This is a genomic window from Streptomyces sp. NBC_01142 (assembly GCF_026341125.1).
Taxonomy (GTDB): Bacteria; Actinomycetota; Actinomycetes; order Streptomycetales; family Streptomycetaceae; genus Streptomyces.
The window spans coordinates 1,171,322-1,195,507 of the sequence record NZ_JAPEOR010000002.1; the positions used below are offsets into that span (position 1 = coordinate 1,171,322).

Consider the following 24,186-nt stretch of genomic DNA (forward strand, 5'->3'; position numbering starts at 1 on the left):
TACGACCGTCCCGCAGGGCCCTGCCGTCATCGTCATCGCGGCGGGGCCCTGCGGCCGGATTATCGCCCCGTATGAAGCATGCCGCCCCCGCGCCTACTACCATCTGCGGCCATGGGGGGTTCACGGTTCAACCGCCTCGCGCGCACCGCGCGTCCCATGGCACTGGTGAGTGCCATGGCGACGCTCCTCGGCGCGCTCTTCCTCTGTCTGAGTCCGACGGGACCCCACCACACCCCCCACACCGACCTCACCGGCACAGACGTCACGACCGCGTACAGCTGTCCGTACGACAGAGGAGACTGCGGGCTCCTTCCTGCGCTGACTCCGGCCGTGCTCACCGCGCCACCGGTGGACGCCCCGCCCCTGGCCGGCGTACAGCCCCCGCATTTCGCCCCGCCGCCCGCCACCGGCCGGCTGCACCGCTCCGGAGCGCTCCCGCGCGCCCCGGACCTTCACGTCCTTCAAGTGCTGCGGACGTAACAGGGCCCGCGCCCACCTCATTCGCTTTCCGCAGACTTCCGCAGACTTTCGCAGACTCACGAAGGACGACAACCACCATGGCTTCCCACAACAACGACCGCCGGGCCCGAATAGAGCAGCTGCGCCGCGCCGAGCATGCCCGCGAGCGCCGCAACCGCATCATCACGATCACCGTCAGCGGTGTCGTCGTTGCCGGACTCGTCGGCTTCGGCGTCTTCGTCCTCAACAAGGAGTCGGAGAAGAAGGAGCAGCGGGTCCAGGAGGCCAAGGCTCCCATCACCGACGAGAAGTCCTGGGACGCCAAGAAGCTGGGCCGCAACCATGTCGACAAGCAGGTCAAGTACCCGATGAAGCCGCCGGTCGGCGGTGACCACCACCAGGCGTGGATGAACTGCGACCGCGACGTCTACACGGAAGAGATCCCCGAGGTGAACGCCGTCCACTCGCTGGAGCACGGCGCGGTCTGGGTGACGTACAACGACAAGGCTCCGGCGGCCGATGTGGCCAAGCTCGGTGCACTGGTCAAGAAGACCTCGTACTCCCTGATGAGTCCGGTCAAGGACCAGAAGGGGGCGATCATGCTGAGCGCCTGGGGCAAGCAGGTCACCGTCGACGGCGCCGACGACCCGCGCGTGAAGCAGTTCTTCACCAAGTACGTGCAGGGCGCGCAGACGCCCGAGCCGGGCGCGGCGTGTGCGGGCGGACTGAGCGCCAAGTGACCGGTATGACCCGTACGCACTGGGCGGCGATCACCGCGGTCGTGCTCGCGCTGCTGTTCGCGGGGGCGGCCACGGTGGCCTCCGCCGGGAGCAACGACGCCCCCACGTCCCGTACACCGTCGGTCGATTCGGCGGATGCGGGCTTCGCGCGCGACATGTCGGTCCATCACCAGCAGGCGGTGGAGATGTCCTTCACCGTCCGGGACCGTACGCAGGACGAAGAGGTGCGCCGCCTCGCGTACGACATCGCCAACACGCAGGCCAACCAGCGCGGGATGATGCTGGGCTGGCTGGACCTGTGGGGGCTGCCGAAGGTCTCCGCCGGCAGTGAGCCGATGGCCTGGATGAACAGGGACGGCGGGCACGGCGGACACGGCGGCGGCCATCAGGTCGAGGACGGCTCGCTGATGCCGGGCATGGCGACCACGGCGAGCCTGGAGCGGCTGCGCAAGGCCAGTGACAAGCAGGCCGAGATCCTCTATCTCCAGCTGATGATCGCCCACCACAACGGCGGCGTCGCGATGGCCGAGGGCTGTGTGCAGCTCTGCGGCGTCGGTACGGAGCGGGATCTGGCCCAGGGCATGGTGGACGCCCAGCGCTCGGAGGTCGAGCTGATGCTCGATCTGCTGCACAAGCGGGGCGCGGAAGCCCTCGCCTGACCCGCCGGGCCGTGGCCCGGCCCGCCACGCCCTGTCAGCCGTCCGCCCCGGAGAACCGCCAGGTGATCCGGGGCGGACGGACGGCGGCGCAGAGCGGCATGCCCCGGCCGTCGGTCAGCCCGAGCCCGGTCTCGGCCGAGCCGCCCGCGAGGGCCTCTTCCGGCAGGTCCGCGAGGAAGAACTTGGCCCGGCGGAACATCGCGAACTCACCGCCCGGCGGCATTTCGCCCCAGGTCAGGTAGATGAAGCGCTCGCCACGGCGTCCCTGGACGTACGGACCGCGGAAGTCGGCCGTACCGTCGGGCGCGGTGACGGTCTCGACGGGGATCTCGAAGACCGCCTCGGCCGCGTCGGCGGGCACCAGCTGGTCGGGCTCCCTGCCGCGCTGCGTGCCGACGTGGATGTCCTTGTACTCGCCGCAGGCGCTGCCCGGCAGCTCGCGGCCGGTGATGCGCAGGTTCAGCCGTGCCATGCCTCAGAACTCCCCTTACCTTGCCACCCGTTCACCGCTCATCCGTTCATCCAGTCCACCTGCAACGGTCGCACCACCGCCGAAGACATCATGCACCCCGCGGCTCAGGGGTCTGCGCGAGCAGCTGACGCGGCTGCGCCAGGACGGCACCGGCCACCACCTCGGGGCAGTCCAGCATCATCAGATGGCCCGACGGTTCGACCGCCTCGAAGCGGGCGGCGAGCCGCCGGGCCAGTGCGCGCTGCCGCTCCACCCAGCGCGTGCCGCCCACCCCGCCCGCCGCGGCGAGCACGGTGAACGGCACGCCGTCCGGCAGGGCGTGGCGCTCGCGCAGGGCGAGGAGTTCGGCGGCGACCGCGCGGTAGTGGGTGTTCTCCAGCAGCGCTCCCTGCAGCACCCGGGAGGTGGCGTAGCAGCGGCGTACGAGAGCGGCCGGGGCCGGGTCGCCGCCGCCGGTGCGGGAGAGGCGGACCACGGCGCGACGGGTGAGCGGCCCGAGCGCGGCGGGCATCCCGGCGGCGCTGAGCACAGTGCCGACGCCGCGTGACACGGCGGTACGAACCGCGGGCGCGGCGGGCACGCGCGCGTGCTCCTCGATGCTGGAGTCGACCAGAACGACGGCCGCGCTGCGGGAGGGGTGGAGGCGGGCGAACGCCTCGGCGTGGAACCCGGCGATCGAGTGCCCGACGACGGACGCGGGCCCGTCCAGGCCGAGCGTGTCGAGTACGCCCGCGATCCGGTGGGCCTCCCCGGCGGCCGACGGGGGTACGGCGGCGGGGCCGCTGAGCCCGTGTCCCGGCCGGTCGAAGCGGACGACGGTACGGTGCGGGGTGAGCAGCGGCACGACGGGGTCCCAGTCGAACCAGCTCATCGCGAGCCCGGAGCTCAGTACGCAGACCGGACCGCTGCCCTCGACGACCACATGGTGCGGTACGCCTCCCACCCGTACGAAGGTCATGTGCTTTCCGCCTCTTCCCTCTCGCACCGGGGACAGCGCGAGCACCGCCGACCAGCCTGCCACGAACAGCACTTGGAGCCGCTGCCCGGCCCCAGGGACCACGTGCCGCGGCCCGCCCTGAACGCGGCGGCGGCGACTGCCAGGGCCGTGCGTGGCGGCCGGTTCGAGCCCGGCGAGATCCGCAAGACACCTCCTGGGGGCACGGCCACACCTTCGCTCTGACGAAGGTGGCACGCGGTGCCCGCAAGGACACCGCGATCCTCCTGCCGAACCGCAAGCTGACGGTGGATCTCGACGCGGGCAACCCGGCCTGTGGATGACGCACTGCCACAGCGTCTACCACGCGGAGACGGGCATGATGACCGTCCTCGGCTACCGCCGCTGACCATCACCCCCCGAGAGGGGTACGAGCCCTGGGACATTCCATCTCAGGGCTTCCTTTTCGTGCCATTTGAAGTCGGCTTCCACACGTAAAGAGCACATAAAAACCACTGTTAATGTAAATCGATTCTCCCGCTCTCCATGAAGGACACAGAGAATGACCATGCCCCCGAACGCTCCGGGCCAGCCGCCCCAGTGGAGCCCGCCACCCAGCTACCCAGGGGCGCCCTACTCTCCTGTGCCGCAGGCCAGAAACGGCCTGGGCATAGCAGCCATGGTCACCGGCATCGTCGGCGCCGTCTTCGGCATCATCCCGTTTCTGTTCTGGCTTGCCGGAATTCTCGGCATATTGGCTCTCATATTCGGCCTGATCGGTCACGGTCGCGCCCGAAAGGGCGAGGCGACGAACAAGGGGATGGCCCTCACCGGCATCATCCTCGGTGGCCTCTCGATCGTGCTCGCGATCGTCTGGCTGGTCGTCGTCGTACTGGCCGTCAAGGACGTCGCGGACGACATCAAGAAGGAGGTCGACAAGCAGGAGGTCACCTCCAGCGCCGCCGAGGAGACCGCCCCCTCCGACGGCTCCAACCCGTTTGACGACTCCGGCGACTCCGGCTCCGACAGCGTCGAGCCGCTGAAGTTCGGTGAGACCCACGCGTACGAGGACGGGGTGAAGGTCACCATCGCCAAGCCCGCGTCGTACAAGCCGGACGAATTCGCCATCGGCCACAAGGACGGCAACGTCGCCGTCCAGCTGAAGATCACGATCGTCAACGGCAGCGACAGGACGATCGACATCGGCACCGCCCTGCCGACCGCCAAGGACGCCAACGGCGCCGAGAGCGAGGGCATCTTCGACGGCAAGCAGGCCACGAGGCCGTTCTCCGGGAAGCTGCTCCCCGGCAAGCAGGCCGTGAGCCAGTTCGCCTTCTCCGTCCCCGCCGACGCGGCCAAGGAGCTCCAGGTCGAGTTCGGGCCCGAGGTGCTCGAGTACGAGGACGCCATCTGGACCGGCCCGGCCAAGTAACCGGCCCGCACGGACACGGGGCGCCCCCGGAGTGGGGCGCCCCACACCCCTGCACCAGGACATCGCGTCAGAAAGACGATTACACTGGGCCGCGTGCCTCAACTACGCCTCGCCCTGAATCAGATCGACTCGACCGTCGGCGATCTCGCCGGCAATGCCGAGGCGATCGTGCACTGGACCCGGCACTCCGCGGAGCAGGGGGCGCATCTTGTCGCCTTCCCCGAGATGGTGCTGACCGGCTACCCCGTCGAGGACCTGGCCCTGCGGTCGTCCTTCGTGGAAGCGTCCCGCGCAGCCCTGCGTGCGCTCGCCGCGCGCCTGGACGACGAAGGGTTCGGGGAGCTGCCGGTCGTCGTCGGCTATCTCGACCGTTCCGAGCGGGCCCAGCCCCGCTACGGGCAGCCCGCCGGGTCGCCGCAGAACGCGGCCGCCGTCCTGCACCGCGGCGCGGTGGTGCTGACCTTCGCCAAGCATCATCTGCCCAACTACGGCGTCTTCGACGAGTTCCGCTACTTCGTGCCCGGTGACACCATGCCCGTGATCCGTGTGCGCGGCGTCGACGTCGCGCTCGCGATCTGCGAGGACCTCTGGCAGGACGGCGGCCGCGTCCCGGCCACCCGGTCCGCCGGGGCCGGGCTGCTGATCTCCATCAACGCCTCGCCGTACGAGCAGGACAAGGACGACACCCGCCTGGAACTGGTGCGCAAGCGCGCCCAGGAGGCCGGGTGCACCACCGCGTACCTGGCCATGATCGGCGGGCAGGACGAGCTGGTCTTCGACGGTGACTCGATCGTCGTCGGCGCCGACGGTGAAGTCGTGGCGCGTGCCCCGCAGTTCGCGGAGGGCAGCGTCGTCCTAGACCTGGAGCTTCCCGCGGCCTCCGCCGAGCCGCCGACGGGCCTGGTCGACGACGGGCTGCGGATCGAGCGCGTCGTCCTCTCCGAGGAGCCGCTGCCCGCGTACGACGCCGAGCTGTCCGGCGGCTACGCCGACCGGCTCGACGACGACGAGGAGGTCTACTCGGCGCTGGTCGTGGGCCTGCGCGCGTACGCCGCGAAGAACGGCTTCCGGTCCGTGCTGATCGGACTCTCCGGCGGCATCGACTCGGCCCTGGTCGCGGCGATCGCCTGCGACGCCCTCGGCGCGCAGAACGTGTACGGCATCTCCATGCCGTCGAAGTACTCGTCCGACCACTCCAAGAGCGACGCGGCCGAGCTGGCCGACCGTACCGGGCTCAACTTCCGCACCGTGCCGATCGAGCCGATGTTCGACGCGTACATGGCCTCGCTGGGTCTGACCGGTCTCGCCGAGGAGAACCTGCAGTCGCGGCTGCGCGGCACCACGCTGATGGCCGTCTCCAACCAGGAGGGCCACATCGTGCTCGCGCCGGGCAACAAGTCCGAGCTGGCGGTGGGGTACTCGACGCTGTACGGCGACTCCGTCGGCGCGTACGGGCCGATCAAGGACGTCTACAAGACGACGGTCTTCCGCCTCGCGAAGTGGCGCAACCGCGCCGCCGAGGAGCGCGGCCAGACCCCGCCGATCCCCGAGGCCTCCATCACCAAGCCGCCCAGCGCGGAACTGCACCCCGGCCAGGTCGACACCGACTCCCTGCCGGACTACGACGTACTGGACCGGATTCTGGAGCTGTACGTCGACCGGGACCAGGGCAAGGACGCGATCGTCGCGGCCGGCTTCGGCGAGGAGCTGGTGGCGAAGACGCTGCGCATGGTGGACACGGCGGAGTACAAGCGGCGCCAGTACCCGCCGGGCACCAAGATCTCGGCCAAGGGTTTCGGCAAGGACCGGCGGCTGCCGATCACGAACCGCTGGCGGGAGACGACGAGCTGATCCTCCGCTCCGTACGGGGGCTTCCCGCGGCAATCACGCGGGAGGCCCCCGTTTGCGTACGGTCGAGCAGTCCCGCCGTCACCGCGATCGCCAGACCGGCGGCCGCGAGGACCGCACCGACCAGGGCCGGGGATGTCCAGCCCCAGCCCGCCGCGATGGCCGCGCCGCCGAGCCAGGCGCCGCCCGCGTTGGCGAGGTTGAAGGCCGAGTGGTTGGAGGCGGAGGCGAGGGTGGGGGCGTCCTGCGCCTTGTTCATGACCAGCATCTGCAGCGGTGTGGTGGTCATGAAGCCGACCGCGCCCAGGACCACGACCGTGACGAGGGCCAGCCACGGGATGTGCACGGTGAAGCGGAAGGCGACCAGCACCAGCGCGAGGGCGGCGAGCGAGCCGTACAGCGTGGGGCGCAGCGCCCGGTCGGTCAGGGGTCCGGCCGCCAGTGCGCCCAGTGTCATGCCGATGCCGAAGAGGGCGAGGACCAGAGTCACCGAGGGCTCGCCGAAGCCCATGACCTCGGTCGTCATGGAGGCGAGGTAGGAGTACACCGCAAAGACTCCGGCGAAGCCGAAGACCGCGGTGAGCAGTCCGAGCAGCACCTGCCGGCCGGCCAGCGCGCGCAGCTCGCGTCCCACGCTCTGGTGCGCGTCGACGGGTACGTACGGAATGAGCCGGGCGAGCGCGGCCATCGCGACCAGTCCGATGACGGTGACGACGAGGAAGGTGGCCCGCCAGCCGAGGTGCTGGCCGAGCAGGGTCGCGGCCGGTACGCCGATGATGTTGGCGACCGTGAGGCCGAGGAACATCGTCGCCACGGCTCGTGCCTGCCGCCCGTCCGCGACCAGCCGCGCCGCGACGACCGCGCCGACGCCGAAGAAGGCACCGTGCGGCAGCCCGGCGAGCACCCGGCCGGCGATCAGCCAGCCGAAGCCGGGGGCGAGCGCGGAGGCGAGGTTGCCGACGACGAAGAGCGCCATCAGGAGCAGGAGCATCCGCTTGCGCGGGATACGGGAGCCGAGGGCGGTGAGCAGCGGGGCGCCGATGACGACGCCGATCGCATAGGCCGAGACCAGATGTCCGGCGGTGGGGACGGAGGTGCCGAGGTCGTCGGCGACGTTGGGCAGCAGGCCCATCATCACGAACTCGGTGGTGCCGATGCCGAAGGCGGACACGGCGAGCGCGAGCAGCGCGAGGGGCATGGAGTGCCTTTCCGAAGTTAGTTCTCCTTCGAAACAAATGCTCGCACGCCGAATGTTCCCGCGGATGAACGGGTGGTTGCCGTCACATCACTGGGGCTCCACCCCCGACGCACGGGGCCGGCCCGAGGCGCGCCCGTCCGGCAATCGAGGACAACGCCCGCAGAGTGCTCCGGGACTGGGGGCCTGCCCCTCGGTCCGGAGGCAAGGTCGCGTCTCCGGGGAAGATCACCTCGGCCCGGGGAAGATCGCCTCGGCCCGGGGAAGGTCACCTCGGCCCGGGGAAGATCACATCCTGATGCGTGCCGCGATCGGGAGGTGGTCGCTGTCCGTCCGCGGCAGCGTCCAGGAGGAGGCCGGCTCGACGCCCCTGACCATGATCTGGTCGATACGGGCCATCGGGAACGCCGCGGGCCAGCTGAAGCCGAAGCCGTCACCCGCCGCACCCTGGGTGGAGCGCATCTGGGAGGTGACGGCGTTCAGCGAGCGGTCGTTCATCGTGCCGTTGAGGTCGCCGAGCAGGACGACCTTGCGAACCGGCTCGCGGGCGATCGCCTCGCCCAGTGCGTCCGCGCTGTTGTCGCGCTGATTGGCGGTGAAGCCGGCGTTGAGCTTGACGCGTACGGACGGCATGTGGGCGACGTACACGGCGACTTCACCCTCGGGCGTGGTCACCGTGGAGCGCATGGCGCGCGTCCAGCCCATCCGGATGTCGACGGGCGCGATGTCGGTCATCGGGTACTTGCTCCACAGCCCGACCGTGCCCTGCACCGAGTGGTACTTGTACGTCCCGGCCAGCGCCTGTTCGTACGTCGACACCTGACCGCCGGGCAGCTCCTGCAGCGCCAGTACGTCCGCGCCCGAGGCGACCACCTGCTCGGCCGTGCCCGCCGGGTCCGGGTTGTCGGCGTTGACGTTGTGCGTGGCGACGGTCAGATTGCCACCGGAGGAGTCCGACTTGCCGGTGAGCAGCCCGCCGAAGAGATTGAGCCAGACGATGAGCGGCAGCAGCACGGCGATCAGCGCGGTGGCCGAGCGCCGCAGCAGCGCCGCGACGAGGATCACCGGGACGAAGACGCCCAGCCAGGGCAGGAAGGTCTCGGTGAGGCTGCCCAAGTTGCCGATCCGGTTGGGGATCTGGGCGTGGAAGATCATCAGCAGTGCGACCAGTACGGCGAAGAGCGCGAGGGCGATGCCGCGCCGCCAGATGCCCGGGTCGCCGCGCCAGCGGTCGAGCAGGCCCCGGACCCCGGATCCGGTGCGCCGGTTCTCCGGGCCGCCGTTCCCGGTCTCCGTCATTTCCGCCTGCGCCATAGAACTGTCCTCACTGCCCTTGCTGTCACGCTGCCCTCGCCGTCGACCCTAGGCGATGACCGGTGGTTACTCCGCCGTCATGGGACGGCCGTTCTGCTTCGATGACGACGGGACGCCATGCAGGGTTCCTGGTATCGGGCCAGGTGGGGACGCTGTGACAGAACCCGCACACTTCGGGCGGTTCGGCGGGGCGGCGGGGCGTGGCCGGCCGACGCACGGTCAGCAGGCGGTCAGAGGACGGTCAGCGGGGCGCGCACGCCCTCCAGTACGGCGTCGACGATCCGCTCGGCGGCGCCCTCCCCCGGCGTGCCCTCCGGCCGCAGCACCGTCCGTACGAGCATCGGGCCGACGAAAAGATCGTGCAGCAGGTCGAAGTCGACATCGGAACGGATCTCGCCGCTGTCTATGCCGCGCCGCAGCACTGCGTCCATCCGCTGCCGGCGCGGCAGTACCGCGGTGCGGTGGTACATGTCCCAGAGCTTGGGATAGCTCTGCATCTGCGCGAAGACGTTGTGCAGGAGGGCGGAGGAGCGCTTGGCGAGACCGCGCTGCCGCAGTGACTCGACGATCGCGACCAGATCGTCGCGGACGGAGGTGCCGGGGAGCGGCGGGTCCACCGGTTCCATCGACCGGACCACGTCGAGGAGGAGCGCCTCCTTACCTTCCCAGCGGCGGTAGATGGTGGCCTTGCCGACGCCGGCGGTGCGGGCGATGCGTTCGATGGCGAGGTCCGGTATGGGTACCCCCTCCTCGAGCAGCTGCACCACCGCGGCGACGATCGACCGCTCGGCGGCCTCGCTGCGGGGCCTGCCGCGCCGCTGCGCCTTCTGCTGGTCCCTGCCCTCGTCCCTGCCCTGCTCTTTCGGGGGCACGTCCGCTCCGCCTCTCGCCGTCGCCGTCGCCATCGCTGTTCGATTCTCTCCCCTCAGCGTTCGGCGCTGCTCGGCACCCGTTCGGAGTCCTCGACCTTCCGGTCCTGCTTGGGCCTCCCCGGCAGGAACAGCGCGACCACCACCGCGCCGAGCAGCGCGACGGCCGCGGCGCCGAGCGCCGTCAGTTGCATCGCATCGAGGAACGCCTCGCGCGCCGGGCCGACGAGCGCCCTGCCCGCCGGGCCGAGTCTCTCCGCGGCCGCCAGCGTCGCCTCGATCGACTCCCCCGCGGTCTCCCGGGCGGTCCCGGGGAGCCCCTCGAGATACCCCTCGATCTCTCTGCGGTACCGCGTGGACAGCAGCGAACCGAGGACAGCGACGCCCAGCGCCCCGCCGACCTGGCGGAAGGTGTTGCTGACCGCGGAGCCGGAACCGGCCTTCTCGCGGGGCAGCGCCTGCATCACGGCGACCGTCGCCGGCGTCGTGATGTTCGCCATTCCGGCGGCCTGGACGAAGAAGACCACCTCGATCACCCACAGTGGGGTGGAGGCGTCGAAGAGCGCGAAAGCGGCGAGGCCGCCCGTGGTCAGGAGCATCCCGGCCGTACAGACCGCGCGTACACCGAAGCGGTCGACGAAGTTGCGGGCGCGCGGCGCGAAGACCATCTGGGCCACGGCCAGCGGCATGATGAGCAGTCCGGCCTCGAGCGGGCTGTAGCCGCGTGCACTCTGCAGATAGAAAGCGGAGAAGAAGGTCACGCCCGTCACCGCGAAGAAGACCAGCGCGATGGCGGCGACGGCGGCGGAGAAGGCCGGCTCCTTGAAGTACGAGATGTCGATGGCCGGATGGTCGCTGCGCTTCTCGTGCAGGACGAAGCCGACGAGTACGGCGAGGCCGCCCGCCATCGGGAGCAGTACGGACGCCGCGGTGAAGTCGGCGAGTTCGCCGCCGCGGATGATTCCGTACACCAGCAGGAGCAGGCCGACGACGGACAGAAGTACGCCGACGGGGTCGAGACGGCCCGGCTTCGGGTCCCTGGAGTCGGGGACCAGAATCACCATCGCGATCAGCGTGACGATCACCACCGGGACGTTGACCAGGAAGATCGAGCCCCACCAGAAGTGCTCGAGGAGCAGTCCGCCGGTGATCGGGCCGATGGCGACGCCCACACCCACACCGCCCGTCCAGATGCCGATGGCCTTGGGCTGCTCCTCGCGCTCGAAGACGTTCATCAGTACGGCGAGGGTGGCGGGCATCACGAAGGCCGAGCCGAAGCCCATCAGCGTGCGGTACGCGATGAGCTCGCCGGGCGAGGTCGAGAACGCGGCCAGTGCCGAGCCGACGCCGAAGACGAGGGTGCCGAAGAGCAGCACCTTCTTGCGGCCGATGCGGTCGCCGAGCAGGCCCGCGGTGAAGAGCAGCGCGGCGAAGATCAGCGTGTAGGCATTGATCGCCCACTCCAGCTCGCTCTGGGTGGCGCCGATGCCGTGGGGCGCGGGGGTGGCGATCGTCTTGACCGCCACACTCAGGATCGAGTTGTCCAGCACGGTCATGAGCAGGCTGAGCATCAGGACGGTGAGGATCGCCCAGCGGCGGCGGTGAACCGCTTCGGGAAGGCGGGGTGTGGCAGCTGCGCCGGACGGAGTCGACATGATCCCCAGCCTGGTCATATTTCGATACGAGACCGTCTCGTATAGGAAAACTATACCGAACAGTCCGGTCCTCTTCCGCCCGGACGGCACGAGGTGCCACCATGGAGGGGATCCGGGGACGCCGTCAGGGCGCCTCGAGATGACGAAGGAGCCGTTCAGCCATGACGCTTCAGGCTGCCCAGAAGCCCTCCGACAGCAGCAAGGCGCTGTACGGCGGTGGCGCCGGAACCCGCCGTGTCACCGTCCACGACATCGCCGCCGCCAAGGAGCGCGGCGAGAAGTGGCCCATGCTCACCGCCTACGACGCGATGATCGCGTCCGTCTTCGACGAGGCCGGCATCCCGGTCGTGCTCGTCGGCGATTCCATGGGCAACTGCCATCTCGGCTACGAGACCACCGTGCCCGTCACGATGGACGAGATGACGCTGCTCTCCGCCGCCGTCGTACGGGGCACCAAGCGCGCCCTCGTCGTCGGTGACCTCCCCTTCGGTTCGTACCAGGAAGGCCCCGTCCAGGCCCTGCGCAACGCCACCCGGCTGGTCAAGGACGCGGGCGTCGGCGCGGTCAAGCTGGAGGGCGGCGAGCGCTCGCTCGGCCAGACCGAGATGCTGGTCCAGGCCGGTATCCCGGTCATGTCGCACCTCGGTCTGACCCCCCAGTCCGTCAACACCATGGGCTACCGGGTGCAGGGCCGCGGCGACGAGGCCGCCCACCGGCTGATCCGTGACGCCAAGGCGGCGCAGGACGCGGGCGCGTTCGCCGTCGTCCTGGAACTCGTGCCGGCGGAGGTCGCCGCCGAGGTCACCCGCAGCCTGCACATCCCGACCATCGGCATCGGCGCCGGCCCCGACACGGACGCGCAGGTCCTCGTCTGGACCGACATGGCCGGGCTGACGGGCGGGAAGGTGCCGCGCTTCACCAAGCAGTACGCCAACCTCCGCCAGACGCTCGGCGACGCCGCCCGCGAGTTCGCCGAGGATGTCGTGGGCGGTGCGTTCCCGCAGGAGGAGCACACCTTCCACTGACCGCCCAGCGGTCCCTCGGCGACCACCCACCGACCATCTCCGGCACCAACGACAGCCCGCCGACATCCCCCATCGGCGGGCTGTCGGCCTTTCCCCGTCCCTCCGGCCCTCCGGCCCCGGGAAGGTCCGCGGCGTAACCTGGAACGTGGACTCGGGGCCCCTCGCTCCCCCGCCGGGAGGCGGATGATCATGGCCGGGATCCTGTGCAGGAACTTCGACTCCGCTGACGAAACGCGCCCCTTCGAGGACGGCAAAGGCCGGCTCGACCTTCTCACCACGGAACACGGGCCGGTAGGCCGTGCCGTCTTCGAGCCGGGCTGGCAGTGGTCCAAGCACGTCAAGCCCATCGCCGGCACCGACAGCTGCCAGGCCTCTCATGTGGGCTACGTCGTCAGCGGCCGGATAAAGATCGTCATGGACGACGGCGAGGCCAGGGAGGCGGGGCCCGGCGACTTCATCGCCGTCGCTCCCGGCCACGACGCATGGGTGCTGGGCGACGAGCCCTGCGTCACGCTCGACTGGGTCGGCTTCGGGGAGTACGCGACGCCCGCGAGCTCCTGATCCGCCGAACCGACGGCCGGTACCGGCCCGCTGTACCCACCCGCGGCACCGACCGGCACCGACCGGCAGCGACCGGCACTGATCTGCCGCGCTGACCTGCCGTTTCCGCGGCGCCGACGGACCTGTCGACAGCTTGTAGACGGACCTGTCGGCGGCTTGTCGGCGGCCTGTCGGTGAGTCCCGGCACCGTAGACGGCATGACCCGAATCGACAAGAACGCCGTCGAGGTACGAGGCCTCGTCAAGCACTACGGCGAGACCAAAGCGCTGGACGGCGTGGATGTGGATGTCCGCGAAGGCACCGTCCTGGGTGTGCTCGGACCCAACGGCGCCGGCAAGACCACTCTCGTACGCTGCCTGTCCACCCTGATCGTCCCGGACGCCGGCCGCGCCACGGTGGCCGGCTACGACGTGGTGAAGCAGCCCCGCCAGCTGCGCCGCACCATCGGCCTCACCGGCCAGTACGCCTCCGTCGACGAGAAGCTCTCCGGCTGGGAGAACCTCTACATGATCGGGCGGCTGCTCGACCTGTCCCGCAAGGACGCCCGCCGCCGTGCTGACGCGATGCTGGAGCGATTCTCGCTCACCGAGGCCGCGAAGAGGCCCGCGATGCAGTACTCCGGCGGTATGCGGCGCCGGCTGGACCTGGCCGCCTCGTTGATCGGACAGCCGGCCGTGCTCTATCTGGACGAGCCGACGACGGGCCTCGATCCCCGGACCCGTAACGAGGTCTGGGCCGAGGTGAAGCGCATGGTCGCGGAGGGCGCGACCGTACTGCTCACCACGCAGTACATGGAGGAGGCCGAGCAGCTGGCGAGCGAGCTCACGGTCATCGACCGGGGCCGCGTCATCGCCAACGGCAAGGTGGACGAACTGAAGGCGAAGGTCGGCGGCCGCACCCTGCAGATTCGGCCGAGCGATCCGGCGCAGCTGCCCGCGATGGCGGCGGCGGTCGCCGAGGCGGGTCTCGACGGCATCGCGGGCGCACGGGCCGAACCGGACGACGGAATGCTCTATGTGCCGATTCTCAGCGACGAGCAACTGACGGCCGTGGTCGCACTGTTGGGCGGACGCGGCTTCGGCATCGCACACATCGGCACCCATCTGCCCAGCCTGGACGAGGTGTTCCTGGCCATCACCGGCGAGAAGTCGTCCGCCGGCGACGCATTGACCGACACGATCCCCGAGGAGGTCGCGGCATGAGCGCGGCAACACTCTCCGCTCCCGCTTCCGCCGCCACTCCCGCCGGGGAGGGACGGATCGGGCTGCGGGCCAATCTGCGGCACATCGGCGCGCTGGTGCGGCGCAACACAATGCAGATCAAGAAGGACCCGGAGTCGATGCTCGACGTCGTGCTGATGCCGATCGTCTTCACTCTGCTGTTCGTGTACGTCTTCGGCGGCGCGATCTCCGGCAAGGGCAAGCAGGACCTCTATGTGAGCTATCTGGTCCCCGGCCTGATGGCGATGATGAGCATGAACATCGCCATGGCCGTCGGGACGGGCGTCAACGACGACTTCAGGAAAGGCGTGATGGACCGGTTCCGGACGATGCCCATCGCCCGGTCGTCCGTCCTCATCGCGAAGGTCGTCGTCGAGATCGGCCGGATGGCGATCGCCATGACGATCCTGCTCGCCGTGGGCTTTCTGCTCGGGCTGGAGATCAAGACCTCTGTTCTCCATCTCTTCGCGGCGGCCGGGATCTCGCTGGTGTTCGGCGCATCGCTGATGTGGATCTTCATCCTGCTCGGGCTCGCCATGAAGACGGCGCAGGCCGTTCAGGGGACGGCGATGCTGATGCTGATGCCGCTGCAGTTCGGATCCTCGATCTTCACGCCGCCGTCGTCGATGCCGGACTGGCTGAAGACCTTCACCGACTTCAACCCGCTCTCCAATCTGGCGGACGCGGCGCGGAATCTGGTCAACGGCGGTCCGGTTGCCCACTCCGTGTGGATGACGCTCGGCTGGGCGGCGCTGATCACCCTTGTCACGGCACCGCTCGCGGTCGCCAAGTTCCGCAAGAAAAGCTGAACCTGACGGAGGATCAGACCAGGGCGGCGGCCTCCTCGGGGGTGAGGCCGCCGCCCTCGGTGTATGCGGCCTCATAGGCCGCGGCGTCGAGCGCGACGCGCACTGCCGCCTCTGCATCGGCTCTGTTCTCCCGCTCGTACTGGGGCGCGAAGTGGCCGCGCGGCAGCAGGGCGTCGGACGTGCCGAGCAACCGGGCCGCGTCCCGCGCACGCTCCGGGCGTCCCAGGGCCAGCGCCTGGGCGGCGGTCACCATGTACACGGACGGCATCTGCGGCGCGACCATCCGGGTCAGCGGATCCTGCGCCTTTGCCAGTGCCGTACGGACCCGGTCCAGCGACAGTTCGTACTGGCCGTCCCGGAGGTCCAGCCAGGCGAGGAAGCCGATCACCATGCCCTCGAAGATCGCAAAGGCGCTGGACCGGAACTGCTCGAGCAGCAGCTCGACCTCGGCGCGCGCCTCCTGGCTGCGGCCGGTGCGGCCCAGCCACATGGCGAGCAGCAGCCGAGCGATGGCCGTCGACTCGTGCCCCGCACTCGTGCCCGTGGCCAGCACCTCGCGGAGCAGCGCCTCGCCGCGCTCGGCCTCGCCGGTCTCCATCAGATTCCCGCCGAGGCGGGAGCGCAGCACGGCGGTCTGGGCCTGGGCCCCGATCTGTTCCGCGTACCCGATGGCGGCCGTGAAGTCCGCCGCGGCCAGCTCGTACTCGCCACTCCGCTCGCGCGCCTCGCCGCGCGCCGACAGGGCCTCGGCCGCGCCCCAGGCATCGCCGAGCCGGGTGAAGATTTCCAGTGCCTCGTCGGCGTCGCCGGCCGCGTCCCCGGCCCACGCACTGCGATTGGCGAGGACGTTGGCCCGCGCCTGGAGCGATACGGCGAGCTCCCACTCGTATCCGTATGCGCGGCAGGCGTCGACGGTTCCGTTCAGCATTTCCTGGAGCTGCTCGGTGTCTCCGGTGATCACAACGGCGATGAACCAGTGCGATCCCGGGGGCCGGCAGGTCTGCGGCAGCCCGGGCCGGTAGATCTGGGTGACCCTGCGGAGCTTCTCCATCCTCTCCGGTGAGATCCACTCGTCGATGTCGTAGCCCATGAGGACCATGCGGACCAGCGCCGCACCACGCCTGGCCTCTTGCAGCAGTTCGGGCGACATGGGCGGCGGCGCGTCCGTGAAGCGCTCGAAGACCGGTGGCGCGGGCTCGGCGGGCGGCGCGAACGGGTCGGGGCCGAGATCGCCCGCCGCGGTGGCCCAGTGCCGGGCCTCGGTGCGCAGATCCTTCATCTGCCAGTACCAGGTCAGCGAGAGGACGAGGTGGAGTGCCTCCTGCTCGTCGCGGGCGGCGACGGCGCGGCGGAGGGCGGTGCGCAGATTCTCGTACTCCAGCTGCAGCCGCTCGAGGGCGGCACGCTGCCCGTGCCCGCGCAGGAGTGGGTCGGTGGTGCGGGCCAGCTCCCGGTAGTGCAGAAGGTGCCGGTGCTCGACGGCGACGCGCTCGCGGGCCTCGTCGAGCCGCTCGGCGGCGTACTCGGCGACGGTCTCCAGAAGCCGGTAGCGCATCTGGCCGTCGGAGGTGGGCACGGCGACGACGAGGGACTTGTCGATGAGTGACCCGAGGACGCCGGCGACGTCGGGAGCGGCGACGGCCACGGGGGCCGGCGGGGCCGGAGCGGGCGGGCCCGGAGTGGGCGGCTCTGTCTCGTGGGCGCCACTCGCGGGCTCGGCCGGTCCCTGCGGGGTTGCGCAGACCTCTTCGGCCGCCGGGAGGTCGCAGCCTCCCGCGAACACCGACAGCCTTCGCAGGACCGCGCGTTCGGGTTCCTCGAGGAGTCCCCAGGACCAGTCGACGACGGCGCGCAGTGTCTGCTGGCGCGGCAGTACGGTGCGGCTCCCGTTGGTCAGCAGGCGGAAGCGGTCGTCGAGACGGTCGGCGATCTGGCGCGGGGTGAGCATCCGCAGGCGGGCCGCGGCGAGTTCGATCGCGAGAGGGAGTCCGTCGAGGCGACGGCAGATCTCGGCGGCCGCCGCGGCGGTGGCCTCGTCCGCGTCGATCCGGAAGCCCGGCCTGGCCGACGCGCCCCTCTCCGCGAGGAGGCGCAGCGCCATCGGGTCGGGCAGCGGGTCCACCGGGCGCACCAACTCGCCCGGCACGCCCAGCGGTTCGCGGCTGGTCGCCAGCACCGTCAGGCCCGGGCAGCTCTCCAGCAGCCGCTCGGCCAGCGCCGCGGCGGCCCCGACGACATGCTCGCAGTTGTCGAGGAGCAGCAGCATGCGCCGCCGGGAGCAGTGCTCGGCCAGCCGTATGAGGACGTCGTCACCGTGTCTCTCGGCGGCGCGCAGCTCCTCCGCACCGACCCCGCGCAGCACAGTCTCGCGCGCGCCGAGGGCAGTGAGAACGGCCTCGGGCACATTCTCCGGGTCGTCCACAGGCGCGAGTTCGGCCAGCCAGACCCCGTCGGGCCACGGGCTCTGCGGACCGCTCACGGCACGCTCGGCGGCCTCCTGCGACAGCCGGGTCTTCCCGGCCCCGCCGGGCCCGAGCAGAGTGACGAGGCGAGCCCCGGAGAGATCGCCGTGGATGGCGTCGATGTCGGCCTCGCGCCCGACGAAGGAGGTCAGCCGCGCCCGCAGATTTCCGTGCGGGGCCGCGGTTGCCGCCCGGCGGGGCGGCGGGGTGCGGGGCAGCCGGTCGGCTTCGGCAAAGAGCGAGCCAGGAGCAGGAGCAGGGGCCGGGACAGCGACCGGTGCCGGGACAGGAACAGGCGCCGGGACAGGAACCGATGCCGGGGAAAGCAACTCACCGTACAGCGCCCGCAGTTCATGGCCCGGGTCCGCGCCCAGCCGGTCGGCGAAATCCGTGCGCACCTCCTCGTACGCCGCCAGCGCCTGCGCCGCCCGCCCCGCGTCCCGCAGCGCGCGGATCCGCAGCACCTGAAGCGGCTCGTCCAGCGGGTGCTCCCCGCAGAGCGCGACGAGCTCCGGCAGGATCTCCTCCGCCCGGCGCAGCGCGAGCGCCGCCGCACAGCGCCCGCGGCGGGCGTCCAGGCGGCGTGCCTCCCAGCGCGCCGCCTCGGCCGTACGGTCGGGCAGATCAGCCAGGGCCGGCCCCCGCCACAGCGCGAGGGCGTCGTCGAGGAGCGCCACGGCCTTGACCGCGTCGCCCTGCTCGTGGGCCCGCGCCCCCTCCCCCGCCAGGCGGTCGAAACGGCGCAGGTCCACGTCCTCGCCGTCCGCGCACAGCCGGTAGCCGCCGTCCGCCGAGGCCACCGCCGCGTGCCCCAGCGCCCGCCTCAGCCGCCCGACCAGCGCCTGCACCGCGCCCACCGCATCCGTCGGCGGGTCGCCGTCCCACACCTCGTCGACCAGGACGCCGACCGGGACCGTACGCCCCGCCCGCAGCGCCAGCACGGTCAGCAGCGCGCGCAGCCGCGCTCCGCCGAGCGCGACGGGTGTGCCGTCGTCGTGGAGTACCTGGGTGGTGCCGAGAACGGAAAAGTGCACCCGCCCATTGTCTCCGGTGTCCGCTGGGGGCCGACCCGGGCCACGCAGCAGGAACCAGGTGGCCGGAACGGATCGGCCGGAACCCATCAGGCGGAACCAATCGTGCGGAACCAATCGTGCGGCGGAATCCGAACTGCAGGAACCCCGTCGCACCCCCGGGACGTTCTCCCGGCGTCACCGGTACGGTCTATCCGCACGTCCCCGCCCCGCCCCGCCCCGCCCCACCCTTCAGGACCTTCAGGAGCCGCACCCATGACCACCGCCACCTCCCGCCACAGCGACCGGAGGATCAGTCCGGTCTTCCTCGGGATCGTCGCCGTGATGGCGGTGACCGGCTGGGCGGTATGGACGGACTTCTCGGCCAGCGCCGGCCTCGCCGTGTTCCTCTTCGTCACCTCGGCGTGGATCGTCTCGCTCTGTCTGCACGAGTACGCGCACGCCCGCACCGCGCTCCACGGCGGCGACATCTCCATCGGCGCGAAGGGCTACTTGACCCTCAATCCGCTCAAGTACACCCACGCACTGCTGAGCATCGTGCTCCCCGTCGTGTTCGTGATCATGGGCGGCATCGGTCTGCCGGGCGGCGCGGTCTTCATCGAGCGGGGTCGCATCCGCGGACGCTGGAAGCACAGCCTGATCTCGGCCGCCGGGCCCCTGACGAACGCGCTGTTCGCCGCCGTGTGCACCGCGCCGTTCTGGCTGGACGCGCTGGACGGCGTGCCGCCGGTGTTCCGCTTCGCGCTCGCGTTCCTCGCGCTGCTCCAGGTCACGGCCGCGATCCTGAACTTCCTGCCGGTCCCGGGCCTGGACGGCTACGGCGTGATCGAGCCCTGGCTCTCGTACAGGATCCGCCGCCAGGTCGAGCCGATCGCGCCCTTCGGGATGCTCGCCGTCTTCGGCATCCTGTTCATCCCGGAGGTCAACGACGCGTTCTTCGACGCGATCCACGGGATCCTGAGCGGCCTCGGAGTGACGGGGAACGACGTCCCGTGCGGGCTGAACTACTACCGCTTCTGGGAGGACACCCACCCGGTCTGCCAGTCGATCGCGAACCAGTAGACCTCGGTACCGACAGCGGTACGGGTGTCCGTGGCCAGCGGTACGGGTGTCCGTGGCGGCCGTCAGCCGGCCCGGCGCTCCGCCTTCGCCCTGCGCAGGTAGTACCACGCCATGTTCGAGGAGAGCCCGGCGAGCAGCACCCAGACGATCCCGAACCAGTGGCCCTGCACGAAGGACACCACGACCGCGGCCACGGCGAGGAGGCAGACGGCGAGGGAGTAGAGAGCGAGGCGGGGCATGGGGTACGGCTCCTGTCGGGGTGTTGTACGTCCCGTCCAGTGTCCCCCATGCCCCGGCGTCACCTACACGTCGGTGACGCGCAGCCCCGCGTGCGCCTTGTGGCGACGGTTCACCGAGATCAGATTGGCGACCAGCGACTCCACCTGGTGGGCGTTGCGCAGCCGGCCCGCGAACACTCCGCGCATGCCCGGGATACGGCCCGCCAGCGCCTGCACGATGTCGGTGTCCGCGCGCGCCTCACCCAGCACCATCACATCGGTGTCGATCTCCTCGATCGACCTGTCCTCCAGCAGCACGGCGGACAGGTGGTGGAAGGCCGCGGTCACCCGCGAGTCGGGCAGCAGGGCGGCGGCCTGCTCGGCGGCACTGCCCTCCTCCGGCTTGAGCGCGTACGCGCCCTTCTTGTCGAAGCCGAGCGGGTTGACGCAGTCGACGACGAGCTTGCCCGCGAGCTCCTTCTGCAGCGTCTCGAGGGTCTTGGCGTGCCCGTCCCACGGAACCGCCACGATCACCACGTCGCTGCGTCGCGCGCAGTCGGCGTTGTCGGCGCCCTCGACGCCGAACCCCAGCTCCGCGGCCGCGGTCTCCGCGCGCTCCGCGGACCGGGACCCGATGATCACCTGCTGTCCGGCCCTGGCCAGGCGGTAGGCGAGCCCCTTGCCCTGCGGGCCGGTCCCGCCCAGGACGCCGACGACCAGGCCGGAGACGTCGGGGAGGTCCCAGGGGTCCTTGGCCGGGGCCTTCGGCGCGGTGCCTGCACTGTCAGTAGAAGTCATGCAGCCGACCTTACGTGCTGGTATCAGCTCACTATCGGGTGAGCTGCCGGGAACCGCACGCGGCGGGCGCGGCCGTGGTGCAGGATGCGGGGCCATGGATGCCGTACGCGTCGCGCTGCTGCGCGAAGTCCTGGCCGGTACGCAGTGGCCGACGTCGACCCGGCGGTTCGCGGGGGTGCTGCGATCCTCCGTCCTACCGCAGGGCGGCGGGCTGCTGCTGGTGGGGACCGAGGAGTACGAGCCGTGGCATCTGGCCGCGCATCTCGTGGACGAGGCCGCCTGGTCCGGTCAGCCGGAGCTGACGCCGACGCTCGTACGGCACCGGGTACGGCCCGGGGACCCGGTGCAGCTGGCCGTCGGTCTGGGCAGGATCGCGGCGGCGCGGCGCGGCGAGACGCTGCTGGTGGTCGCGCCGGAGCGGCCGGACGCGGGGCTGCTGGAGCGGGTGCACGACGCGCGGCGGGCCGGGGCGACGGTGCTCTCGCTGGACGGCGGGGACCCGGAGGTGCACGGCCTGGCGCACGAGGCGCTGACCGTGGCCGGTGCGGCGGAGGTCGACATCGATACGGTGCAGCACCTGGTCAGCGCGGCGGCCGGGGAGAACAGCCTGCCCGCGCAGCGCGGCCGCCGCCGCTTACGGGACCGGCTCTCGCGCCTCGCCGAGCAGCTGACGTCGCCGCCGCCACCCCGCTGGTAGCACCTGGAAAACCGATTGCTCAGGCCCACCGCGGCCACGGACCATGGCCGCTTGTGACCTCCACGCCTTCCGAGCCGTCCACGGCGCCCGAGCCCTCGGCGCCGTCCGCGCCGTCCAGGCCCTCCGCTTTCTCCTCGATACTGCCCGACCTGTCTCCGTGGCGGTCGTCCCGCGACTTCCGGCTTCTGTGGATCCAGGGCCTGGTCACCTACTTCGGCAGCGCCATGGCGATGATCGCGCTGCCGCTCCAGATCAAGGACCTCACCGGCTCCCCGCTCGCGGTCGGTGCGATGGGCGCGGTGGAGCTGGTCCCGCTGGTCGTCTTCGGGCTGTACGGCGGGGCGCTCGCCGACGCCGTCGACCGCCGCAAGCTGATCCTCGGCACGGAGGCGGGCCTGGGCCTGCTGGCCGTGATCCTGCTGGTGAACGCGCTGCTTCCGGAGCCGATGCTCTGGCCGCTGTATGTGGTCGCGGCCGGTGTCTCCGCGCTCGCCGGGCTGCAACGCCCGGCGCTGGACTCACTGATGGCACGCATCGTGCCGCACGACCAGCTGACCGCGGCCGCGGCGCTCAACGCCCTGCGCTGGCAGCTGGGGGCGATCGCGGGCCCGGCGCTGGCCGGTCTGGTCGTTGCGTACGCGGGCCATGCGACGGCGTACGGGATCACGATCATCACCTTTGTCGCCTCCGTGCTGCTGTGCCTGCGGCTGGCCGCGGCCCCGCCGGCGCACGACGCGGAGAAGCCGTCGCTGCGGAGCATCGCGGAGGGGGCGCGCTACGCCTGGTCGCGTCCGGTGCTGCTCGGCACGTATGCGATCGACCTGGCCGCGATGTTCCTCGCGTTCCCGAACACGATCTTCCCGTTCCTCGCGGACGATCTGGACGCGGAGTGGGCGCTGGGCCTGATGTACGCGGCGGGGTCGGTCGGCTCGGTGGTGCTGACCCTGACCAGCGGCTGGACGTCACGGGTGCGGCGGCACGGACTGTTGGTGGTCTTCGGCGCTGCGGGCTGGGGCGCGGCGATCGCTGCGGCGGGGTGGTTCGGCAATGTGTGGCTGGTGCTGCTGTGCCTGGCGTTCGCAGGCGCGGGCGACATGCTCAGCGGCCTGGGCCGCTCGACGATCTGGAACCAGACGATCCCGGAGGAGCTGCGCGGCCGGCTGGCGGGCATTGAGGTGCTCTCGTACAGCGTGGGCCCGCAGCTGGGCCAGGTCCGCGCGGGCGCCCTGGCGGGCTGGACGGGCACTCGCCCGGCGATCTGGAGCGGCGGGGTGGCGTGCGTGGTGTCGGTGGGGCTGCTGGCGGCGGTGCTCCCGAAGCTGCTGACGTACGACGCGGCAACGGACGAGGATGCGGCGCGGAGGCGAGCGCAGAAGGAGGGGGCGGTGGCGTGAGGGGGCCTTTCCTCTTTCCCCACCCTGCCCCTTCTTTCCCCCACCCCTCCCCTTCCCGTGCCCGGCTTCCCGTGCCCGGCGGCGAGCTCCCGACCCCCGGACGGGCTGCATGTGCGGGGTCCGGGGGCGGAGCCCCAGCAGGCTCCTCAGGCTCCTCGGGCCGTTACGCCGGGCCGTCGTCCCCGGACGCCGACTTGTCGTGCCACTTCGGGTCCGTCTCCCACTCCTCGTTCCGCTCGCGCGCCGTCTCCATCGCGTGCTCCGCCTCCGCACGGGACGCGTACGGGCCGAAGCGGTCCTTCGCCGGGCACTCCGGGCCCTCCTCGACCTTCCCGTGCTTCAGGCAGTAGTACCACTCGCCCGGTTTTCCGGCCGTGCGCTTCTTGAACAGGGCCATCGTCGGCTCCTTCCTCTGGGGCCATGCTGCCCCACGCCCGCTGGTTAGACTCGCTGGCATGTCTGGCCAGTCGCTGCTCGTACCAGGGGAGCTCTCTCCCACCCGCTCCGTCCCCGGAAACATCCGGCGCCCCGAGTACGTCGGGAAGCCCGCGCCCACGCCGTACACCGGGCCGGAAGTCCAGGACTCCGACACCGTCGAGCGGATGCGCATCGCGGGGCGCATCGCCGCGCAGGCGATGGAGGAGGCCGCCAAGCACATCTCGCCCGGCGTGACCACGGACGAACTGGACCGGGTCGCGCACGAGTTCATGTGCGACCACGGCGCCTATCCCTCCACGCTCGGCTACCGCGGCTTCCCCAAGTCCCTGTGCTCCTCCGTCAACGAAGTCATCTGTCACGGCATCCCGGACTCCACCGTCCTGCGTGACGGCGACATCGTGAACCTGGACGTCACCGCGTACATCAACGGTGTGCACGGGGACAACAACGCCACGTACCTCTGCGGCGACGTCGACGAGGAGTCACGGCTGCTGGTGGAGCGGACCCGCGAGTCCCTCAACCGCGCCATCAAGGCGGTCAAGCCGGGCCGCCAGGTCAATGTCATCGGCCGGGTCATCGAGTCGTACGCCAAGCGCTTCGGCTACGGCGTCGTCCGTGACTTCACCGGGCACGGGATCAACTCGTCCTTCCACTCCGGGCTGATCATTCCGCACTACGACGCGGCGCACGCGACCACCGTGATCCAGCCGGGCATGACGTTCACGATCGAGCCGATGCTCACGCTCGGCACGCACGAGTACGACATGTGGGACGACGGCTGGACCGTGGTGACCAAGGACCGCAAGCGGACGGCGCAGTTCGAGCACACGCTGGTGGTGACGGAGAGCGGGGCCGAAATCCTCACGTTGCCCTGACCGCTCCGAGGCGTAGGGT

The 24,186-nt window shown here is 70.8% G+C and carries 23 protein-coding genes and 1 pseudogene; 14 read left to right on the forward strand and 10 right to left on the reverse strand.

What is annotated here, in order from left to right; genetic code table 11:
* The first annotated feature begins 111 nt into the window (after positions 1-111).
* From OG883_RS22695 to OG883_RS22705, 3 genes are all read left to right on the forward strand, one after another.
* A complete protein-coding gene (locus OG883_RS22695) occupies positions 112-480 on the forward strand; it encodes a hypothetical protein (RefSeq protein WP_266543824.1) in 369 nt (122 codons plus the stop codon).
* 77 nt (positions 481-557) lie between these two features.
* The gene (locus OG883_RS22700; protein ID WP_266543827.1) at positions 558-1,199 is read left to right on the forward strand and encodes a DUF3105 domain-containing protein; all 642 of its coding nucleotides are present in this window, start codon (positions 558-560) and stop codon (positions 1,197-1,199) included.
* Between the two features lie 5 nt (positions 1,200-1,204).
* Positions 1,205-1,858 (forward strand): DUF305 domain-containing protein, encoded by a 654-nt coding sequence (locus tag OG883_RS22705; RefSeq protein WP_266549341.1) that lies wholly within the window; start codon positions 1,205-1,207, stop codon positions 1,856-1,858.
* 34 nt (positions 1,859-1,892) lie between these two features.
* Here OG883_RS22705 and OG883_RS22710 read toward each other — a convergent pair whose 3' ends face one another.
* Positions 1,893-2,330 carry a DUF5990 family protein gene (locus OG883_RS22710; protein ID WP_266543830.1) on the reverse strand — a complete coding sequence of 146 codons (438 nt, stop codon included), beginning with the start codon at positions 2,328-2,330 and terminating at the stop codon, positions 1,893-1,895.
* An 88-nt stretch (positions 2,331-2,418) separates the two neighbouring features.
* The gene (locus OG883_RS22715; protein ID WP_266543833.1) at positions 2,419-3,288 is read right to left on the reverse strand and encodes an alpha/beta fold hydrolase; all 870 of its coding nucleotides are present in this window, start codon (positions 3,286-3,288) and stop codon (positions 2,419-2,421) included.
* 200 nt (positions 3,289-3,488) lie between these two features.
* On the opposite strand from OG883_RS22715, the pseudogene OG883_RS22720 reads away from it, so the two are divergent.
* The 3 genes and pseudogenes from OG883_RS22720 to OG883_RS22730 form a co-directional block, all read left to right on the forward strand.
* Positions 3,489-3,673 (forward strand): annotated as a pseudogene (locus tag OG883_RS22720) (multicopper oxidase domain-containing protein); the annotation flags it as partial.
* A 153-nt stretch (positions 3,674-3,826) separates the two neighbouring features.
* Entirely contained in the window at positions 3,827-4,696 is an 870-nt protein-coding gene (locus tag OG883_RS22725; RefSeq protein ID WP_266543835.1) for a DUF4190 domain-containing protein, read from the forward strand.
* A 93-nt stretch (positions 4,697-4,789) separates the two neighbouring features.
* Positions 4,790-6,547, forward strand: coding sequence for an NAD+ synthase (locus OG883_RS22730; RefSeq protein WP_266543838.1), 1,758 nt, complete (start codon positions 4,790-4,792; stop codon positions 6,545-6,547).
* On the opposite strand, the gene OG883_RS22735 is transcribed toward OG883_RS22730, so the two are convergent.
* The 4 genes from OG883_RS22735 to OG883_RS22750 form a co-directional block, all read right to left on the reverse strand.
* Positions 6,516-7,742, reverse strand: coding sequence for an MFS transporter (locus OG883_RS22735; protein ID WP_266543841.1), 1,227 nt, complete (start codon positions 7,740-7,742; stop codon positions 6,516-6,518). The two genes, OG883_RS22730 and OG883_RS22735, sit on opposite strands and share 32 nt — an antisense overlap.
* Before the next feature lie 285 nt (positions 7,743-8,027).
* The gene (locus OG883_RS22740) at positions 8,028-9,053 is read right to left on the reverse strand and encodes an endonuclease/exonuclease/phosphatase family protein (protein WP_266543843.1); all 1,026 of its coding nucleotides are present in this window, start codon (positions 9,051-9,053) and stop codon (positions 8,028-8,030) included.
* A gap of 230 nt (positions 9,054-9,283) precedes the next feature.
* Complete coding sequence (locus OG883_RS22745) at positions 9,284-9,925, reverse strand: TetR/AcrR family transcriptional regulator (RefSeq protein ID WP_266543845.1); 642 nt, start codon at positions 9,923-9,925, stop codon at positions 9,284-9,286.
* 53 nt (positions 9,926-9,978) lie between these two features.
* Positions 9,979-11,577, reverse strand: a complete 1,599-nt coding sequence (locus OG883_RS22750; protein WP_266543848.1) for an MFS transporter — start codon at positions 11,575-11,577, stop codon at positions 9,979-9,981.
* A 161-nt stretch (positions 11,578-11,738) separates the two neighbouring features.
* Between OG883_RS22750 and panB the strand changes: the two genes are divergently transcribed.
* From panB to OG883_RS22770, 4 genes are all read left to right on the forward strand, one after another.
* Positions 11,739-12,602, forward strand: coding sequence for a 3-methyl-2-oxobutanoate hydroxymethyltransferase (gene panB, locus OG883_RS22755; RefSeq protein ID WP_266543851.1), 864 nt, complete (start codon positions 11,739-11,741; stop codon positions 12,600-12,602).
* Between the two features lie 189 nt (positions 12,603-12,791).
* A complete protein-coding gene (locus OG883_RS22760; RefSeq protein ID WP_266543853.1) occupies positions 12,792-13,163 on the forward strand; it encodes a cupin domain-containing protein in 372 nt (123 codons plus the stop codon).
* A gap of 197 nt (positions 13,164-13,360) precedes the next feature.
* Positions 13,361-14,365 (forward strand): ATP-binding cassette domain-containing protein, encoded by a 1,005-nt coding sequence (locus OG883_RS22765; RefSeq protein WP_266543856.1) that lies wholly within the window; start codon positions 13,361-13,363, stop codon positions 14,363-14,365.
* Positions 14,362-15,192 carry an ABC transporter permease gene (locus tag OG883_RS22770; RefSeq protein WP_266543859.1) on the forward strand — a complete coding sequence of 277 codons (831 nt, stop codon included), beginning with the start codon at positions 14,362-14,364 and terminating at the stop codon, positions 15,190-15,192. The genes OG883_RS22765 and OG883_RS22770 overlap by 4 nt, the downstream gene beginning before the upstream one ends.
* Positions 15,193-15,205: 13 nt before the next feature.
* On the opposite strand, the gene OG883_RS22775 is transcribed toward OG883_RS22770, so the two are convergent.
* Positions 15,206-18,688 carry a BTAD domain-containing putative transcriptional regulator gene (locus tag OG883_RS22775; RefSeq protein ID WP_266543861.1) on the reverse strand — a complete coding sequence of 1,161 codons (3,483 nt, stop codon included), beginning with the start codon at positions 18,686-18,688 and terminating at the stop codon, positions 15,206-15,208.
* Between the two features lie 252 nt (positions 18,689-18,940).
* On the opposite strand from OG883_RS22775, the gene OG883_RS22780 reads away from it, so the two are divergent.
* A complete protein-coding gene (locus tag OG883_RS22780) occupies positions 18,941-19,747 on the forward strand; it encodes a site-2 protease family protein (RefSeq protein WP_266543864.1) in 807 nt (268 codons plus the stop codon).
* A 62-nt stretch (positions 19,748-19,809) separates the two neighbouring features.
* Here the strand turns inward: OG883_RS22780 and OG883_RS22785 are convergent, their stop codons facing one another.
* Positions 19,810-19,986: a hypothetical protein gene (locus OG883_RS22785; protein ID WP_266543866.1), complete on the reverse strand. Its 177-nt coding sequence runs from the start codon at positions 19,984-19,986 to the stop codon at positions 19,810-19,812.
* Between the two features lie 63 nt (positions 19,987-20,049).
* Positions 20,050-20,763, reverse strand: coding sequence for an NADPH-dependent F420 reductase (gene npdG / locus OG883_RS22790; protein ID WP_266543869.1), 714 nt, complete (start codon positions 20,761-20,763; stop codon positions 20,050-20,052).
* 94 nt (positions 20,764-20,857) lie between these two features.
* Here npdG and OG883_RS22795 point away from each other — a divergent pair, with 94 nt between their 5' ends.
* On the forward strand, positions 20,858-21,460 hold the full coding sequence (locus tag OG883_RS22795) for a hypothetical protein (protein WP_266543872.1): 603 nt from the start codon (positions 20,858-20,860) through the stop codon (positions 21,458-21,460).
* Between the two features lie 137 nt (positions 21,461-21,597).
* A complete protein-coding gene (locus OG883_RS22800; protein ID WP_266549343.1) occupies positions 21,598-22,854 on the forward strand; it encodes an MFS transporter in 1,257 nt (418 codons plus the stop codon).
* Between the two features lie 163 nt (positions 22,855-23,017).
* Here the strand turns inward: OG883_RS22800 and OG883_RS22805 are convergent, their stop codons facing one another.
* On the reverse strand, positions 23,018-23,251 hold the full coding sequence (locus tag OG883_RS22805) for a hypothetical protein (protein ID WP_266543875.1): 234 nt from the start codon (positions 23,249-23,251) through the stop codon (positions 23,018-23,020).
* Between the two features lie 58 nt (positions 23,252-23,309).
* Between OG883_RS22805 and map the strand changes: the two genes are divergently transcribed.
* Positions 23,310-24,167 (forward strand): type I methionyl aminopeptidase, encoded by an 858-nt coding sequence (gene map / locus OG883_RS22810; RefSeq protein WP_266543878.1) that lies wholly within the window; start codon positions 23,310-23,312, stop codon positions 24,165-24,167.
* Positions 24,168-24,186: the final 19 nt, after the last annotated feature.

What these genes read in the sequence shown, in the direction of transcription:
- OG883_RS22695 (WP_266543824.1), top strand. Translation starts at nt 112, where the DNA reads ATGGGGGGTTCACGGTTCAACCGCCTCGCGCGCACCGCGCGTCCCATG.
- OG883_RS22700 (WP_266543827.1), top strand. Translation starts at nt 558, where the DNA reads ATGGCTTCCCACAACAACGACCGCCGGGCCCGAATAGAGCAGCTGCGC.
- OG883_RS22705 (WP_266549341.1), top strand. Translation starts at nt 1,205, where the DNA reads ATGACCCGTACGCACTGGGCGGCGATCACCGCGGTCGTGCTCGCGCTG.
- OG883_RS22710 (WP_266543830.1), bottom strand. Translation starts at nt 2,330, where the DNA reads ATGGCACGGCTGAACCTGCGCATCACCGGCCGCGAGCTGCCGGGCAGC.
- OG883_RS22715 (WP_266543833.1), bottom strand. Translation starts at nt 3,288, where the DNA reads ATGACCTTCGTACGGGTGGGAGGCGTACCGCACCATGTGGTCGTCGAG.
- OG883_RS22725 (WP_266543835.1), top strand. Translation starts at nt 3,827, where the DNA reads ATGACCATGCCCCCGAACGCTCCGGGCCAGCCGCCCCAGTGGAGCCCG.
- OG883_RS22735 (WP_266543841.1), bottom strand. Translation starts at nt 7,742, where the DNA reads ATGCCCCTCGCGCTGCTCGCGCTCGCCGTGTCCGCCTTCGGCATCGGC.
- OG883_RS22740 (WP_266543843.1), bottom strand. Translation starts at nt 9,053, where the DNA reads ATGGCGCAGGCGGAAATGACGGAGACCGGGAACGGCGGCCCGGAGAAC.
- OG883_RS22750 (WP_266543848.1), bottom strand. Translation starts at nt 11,577, where the DNA reads ATGTCGACTCCGTCCGGCGCAGCTGCCACACCCCGCCTTCCCGAAGCG.
- panB (WP_266543851.1), top strand. Translation starts at nt 11,739, where the DNA reads ATGACGCTTCAGGCTGCCCAGAAGCCCTCCGACAGCAGCAAGGCGCTG.
- OG883_RS22760 (WP_266543853.1), top strand. Translation starts at nt 12,792, where the DNA reads ATGGCCGGGATCCTGTGCAGGAACTTCGACTCCGCTGACGAAACGCGC.
- OG883_RS22765 (WP_266543856.1), top strand. Translation starts at nt 13,361, where the DNA reads ATGACCCGAATCGACAAGAACGCCGTCGAGGTACGAGGCCTCGTCAAG.
- OG883_RS22770 (WP_266543859.1), top strand. Translation starts at nt 14,362, where the DNA reads ATGAGCGCGGCAACACTCTCCGCTCCCGCTTCCGCCGCCACTCCCGCC.
- OG883_RS22780 (WP_266543864.1), top strand. Translation starts at nt 18,941, where the DNA reads ATGACCACCGCCACCTCCCGCCACAGCGACCGGAGGATCAGTCCGGTC.
- OG883_RS22785 (WP_266543866.1), bottom strand. Translation starts at nt 19,986, where the DNA reads ATGCCCCGCCTCGCTCTCTACTCCCTCGCCGTCTGCCTCCTCGCCGTG.
- npdG (WP_266543869.1), bottom strand. Translation starts at nt 20,763, where the DNA reads ATGACTTCTACTGACAGTGCAGGCACCGCGCCGAAGGCCCCGGCCAAG.
- OG883_RS22795 (WP_266543872.1), top strand. Translation starts at nt 20,858, where the DNA reads ATGGATGCCGTACGCGTCGCGCTGCTGCGCGAAGTCCTGGCCGGTACG.
- OG883_RS22805 (WP_266543875.1), bottom strand. Translation starts at nt 23,251, where the DNA reads ATGGCCCTGTTCAAGAAGCGCACGGCCGGAAAACCGGGCGAGTGGTAC.
- map (WP_266543878.1), top strand. Translation starts at nt 23,310, where the DNA reads ATGTCTGGCCAGTCGCTGCTCGTACCAGGGGAGCTCTCTCCCACCCGC.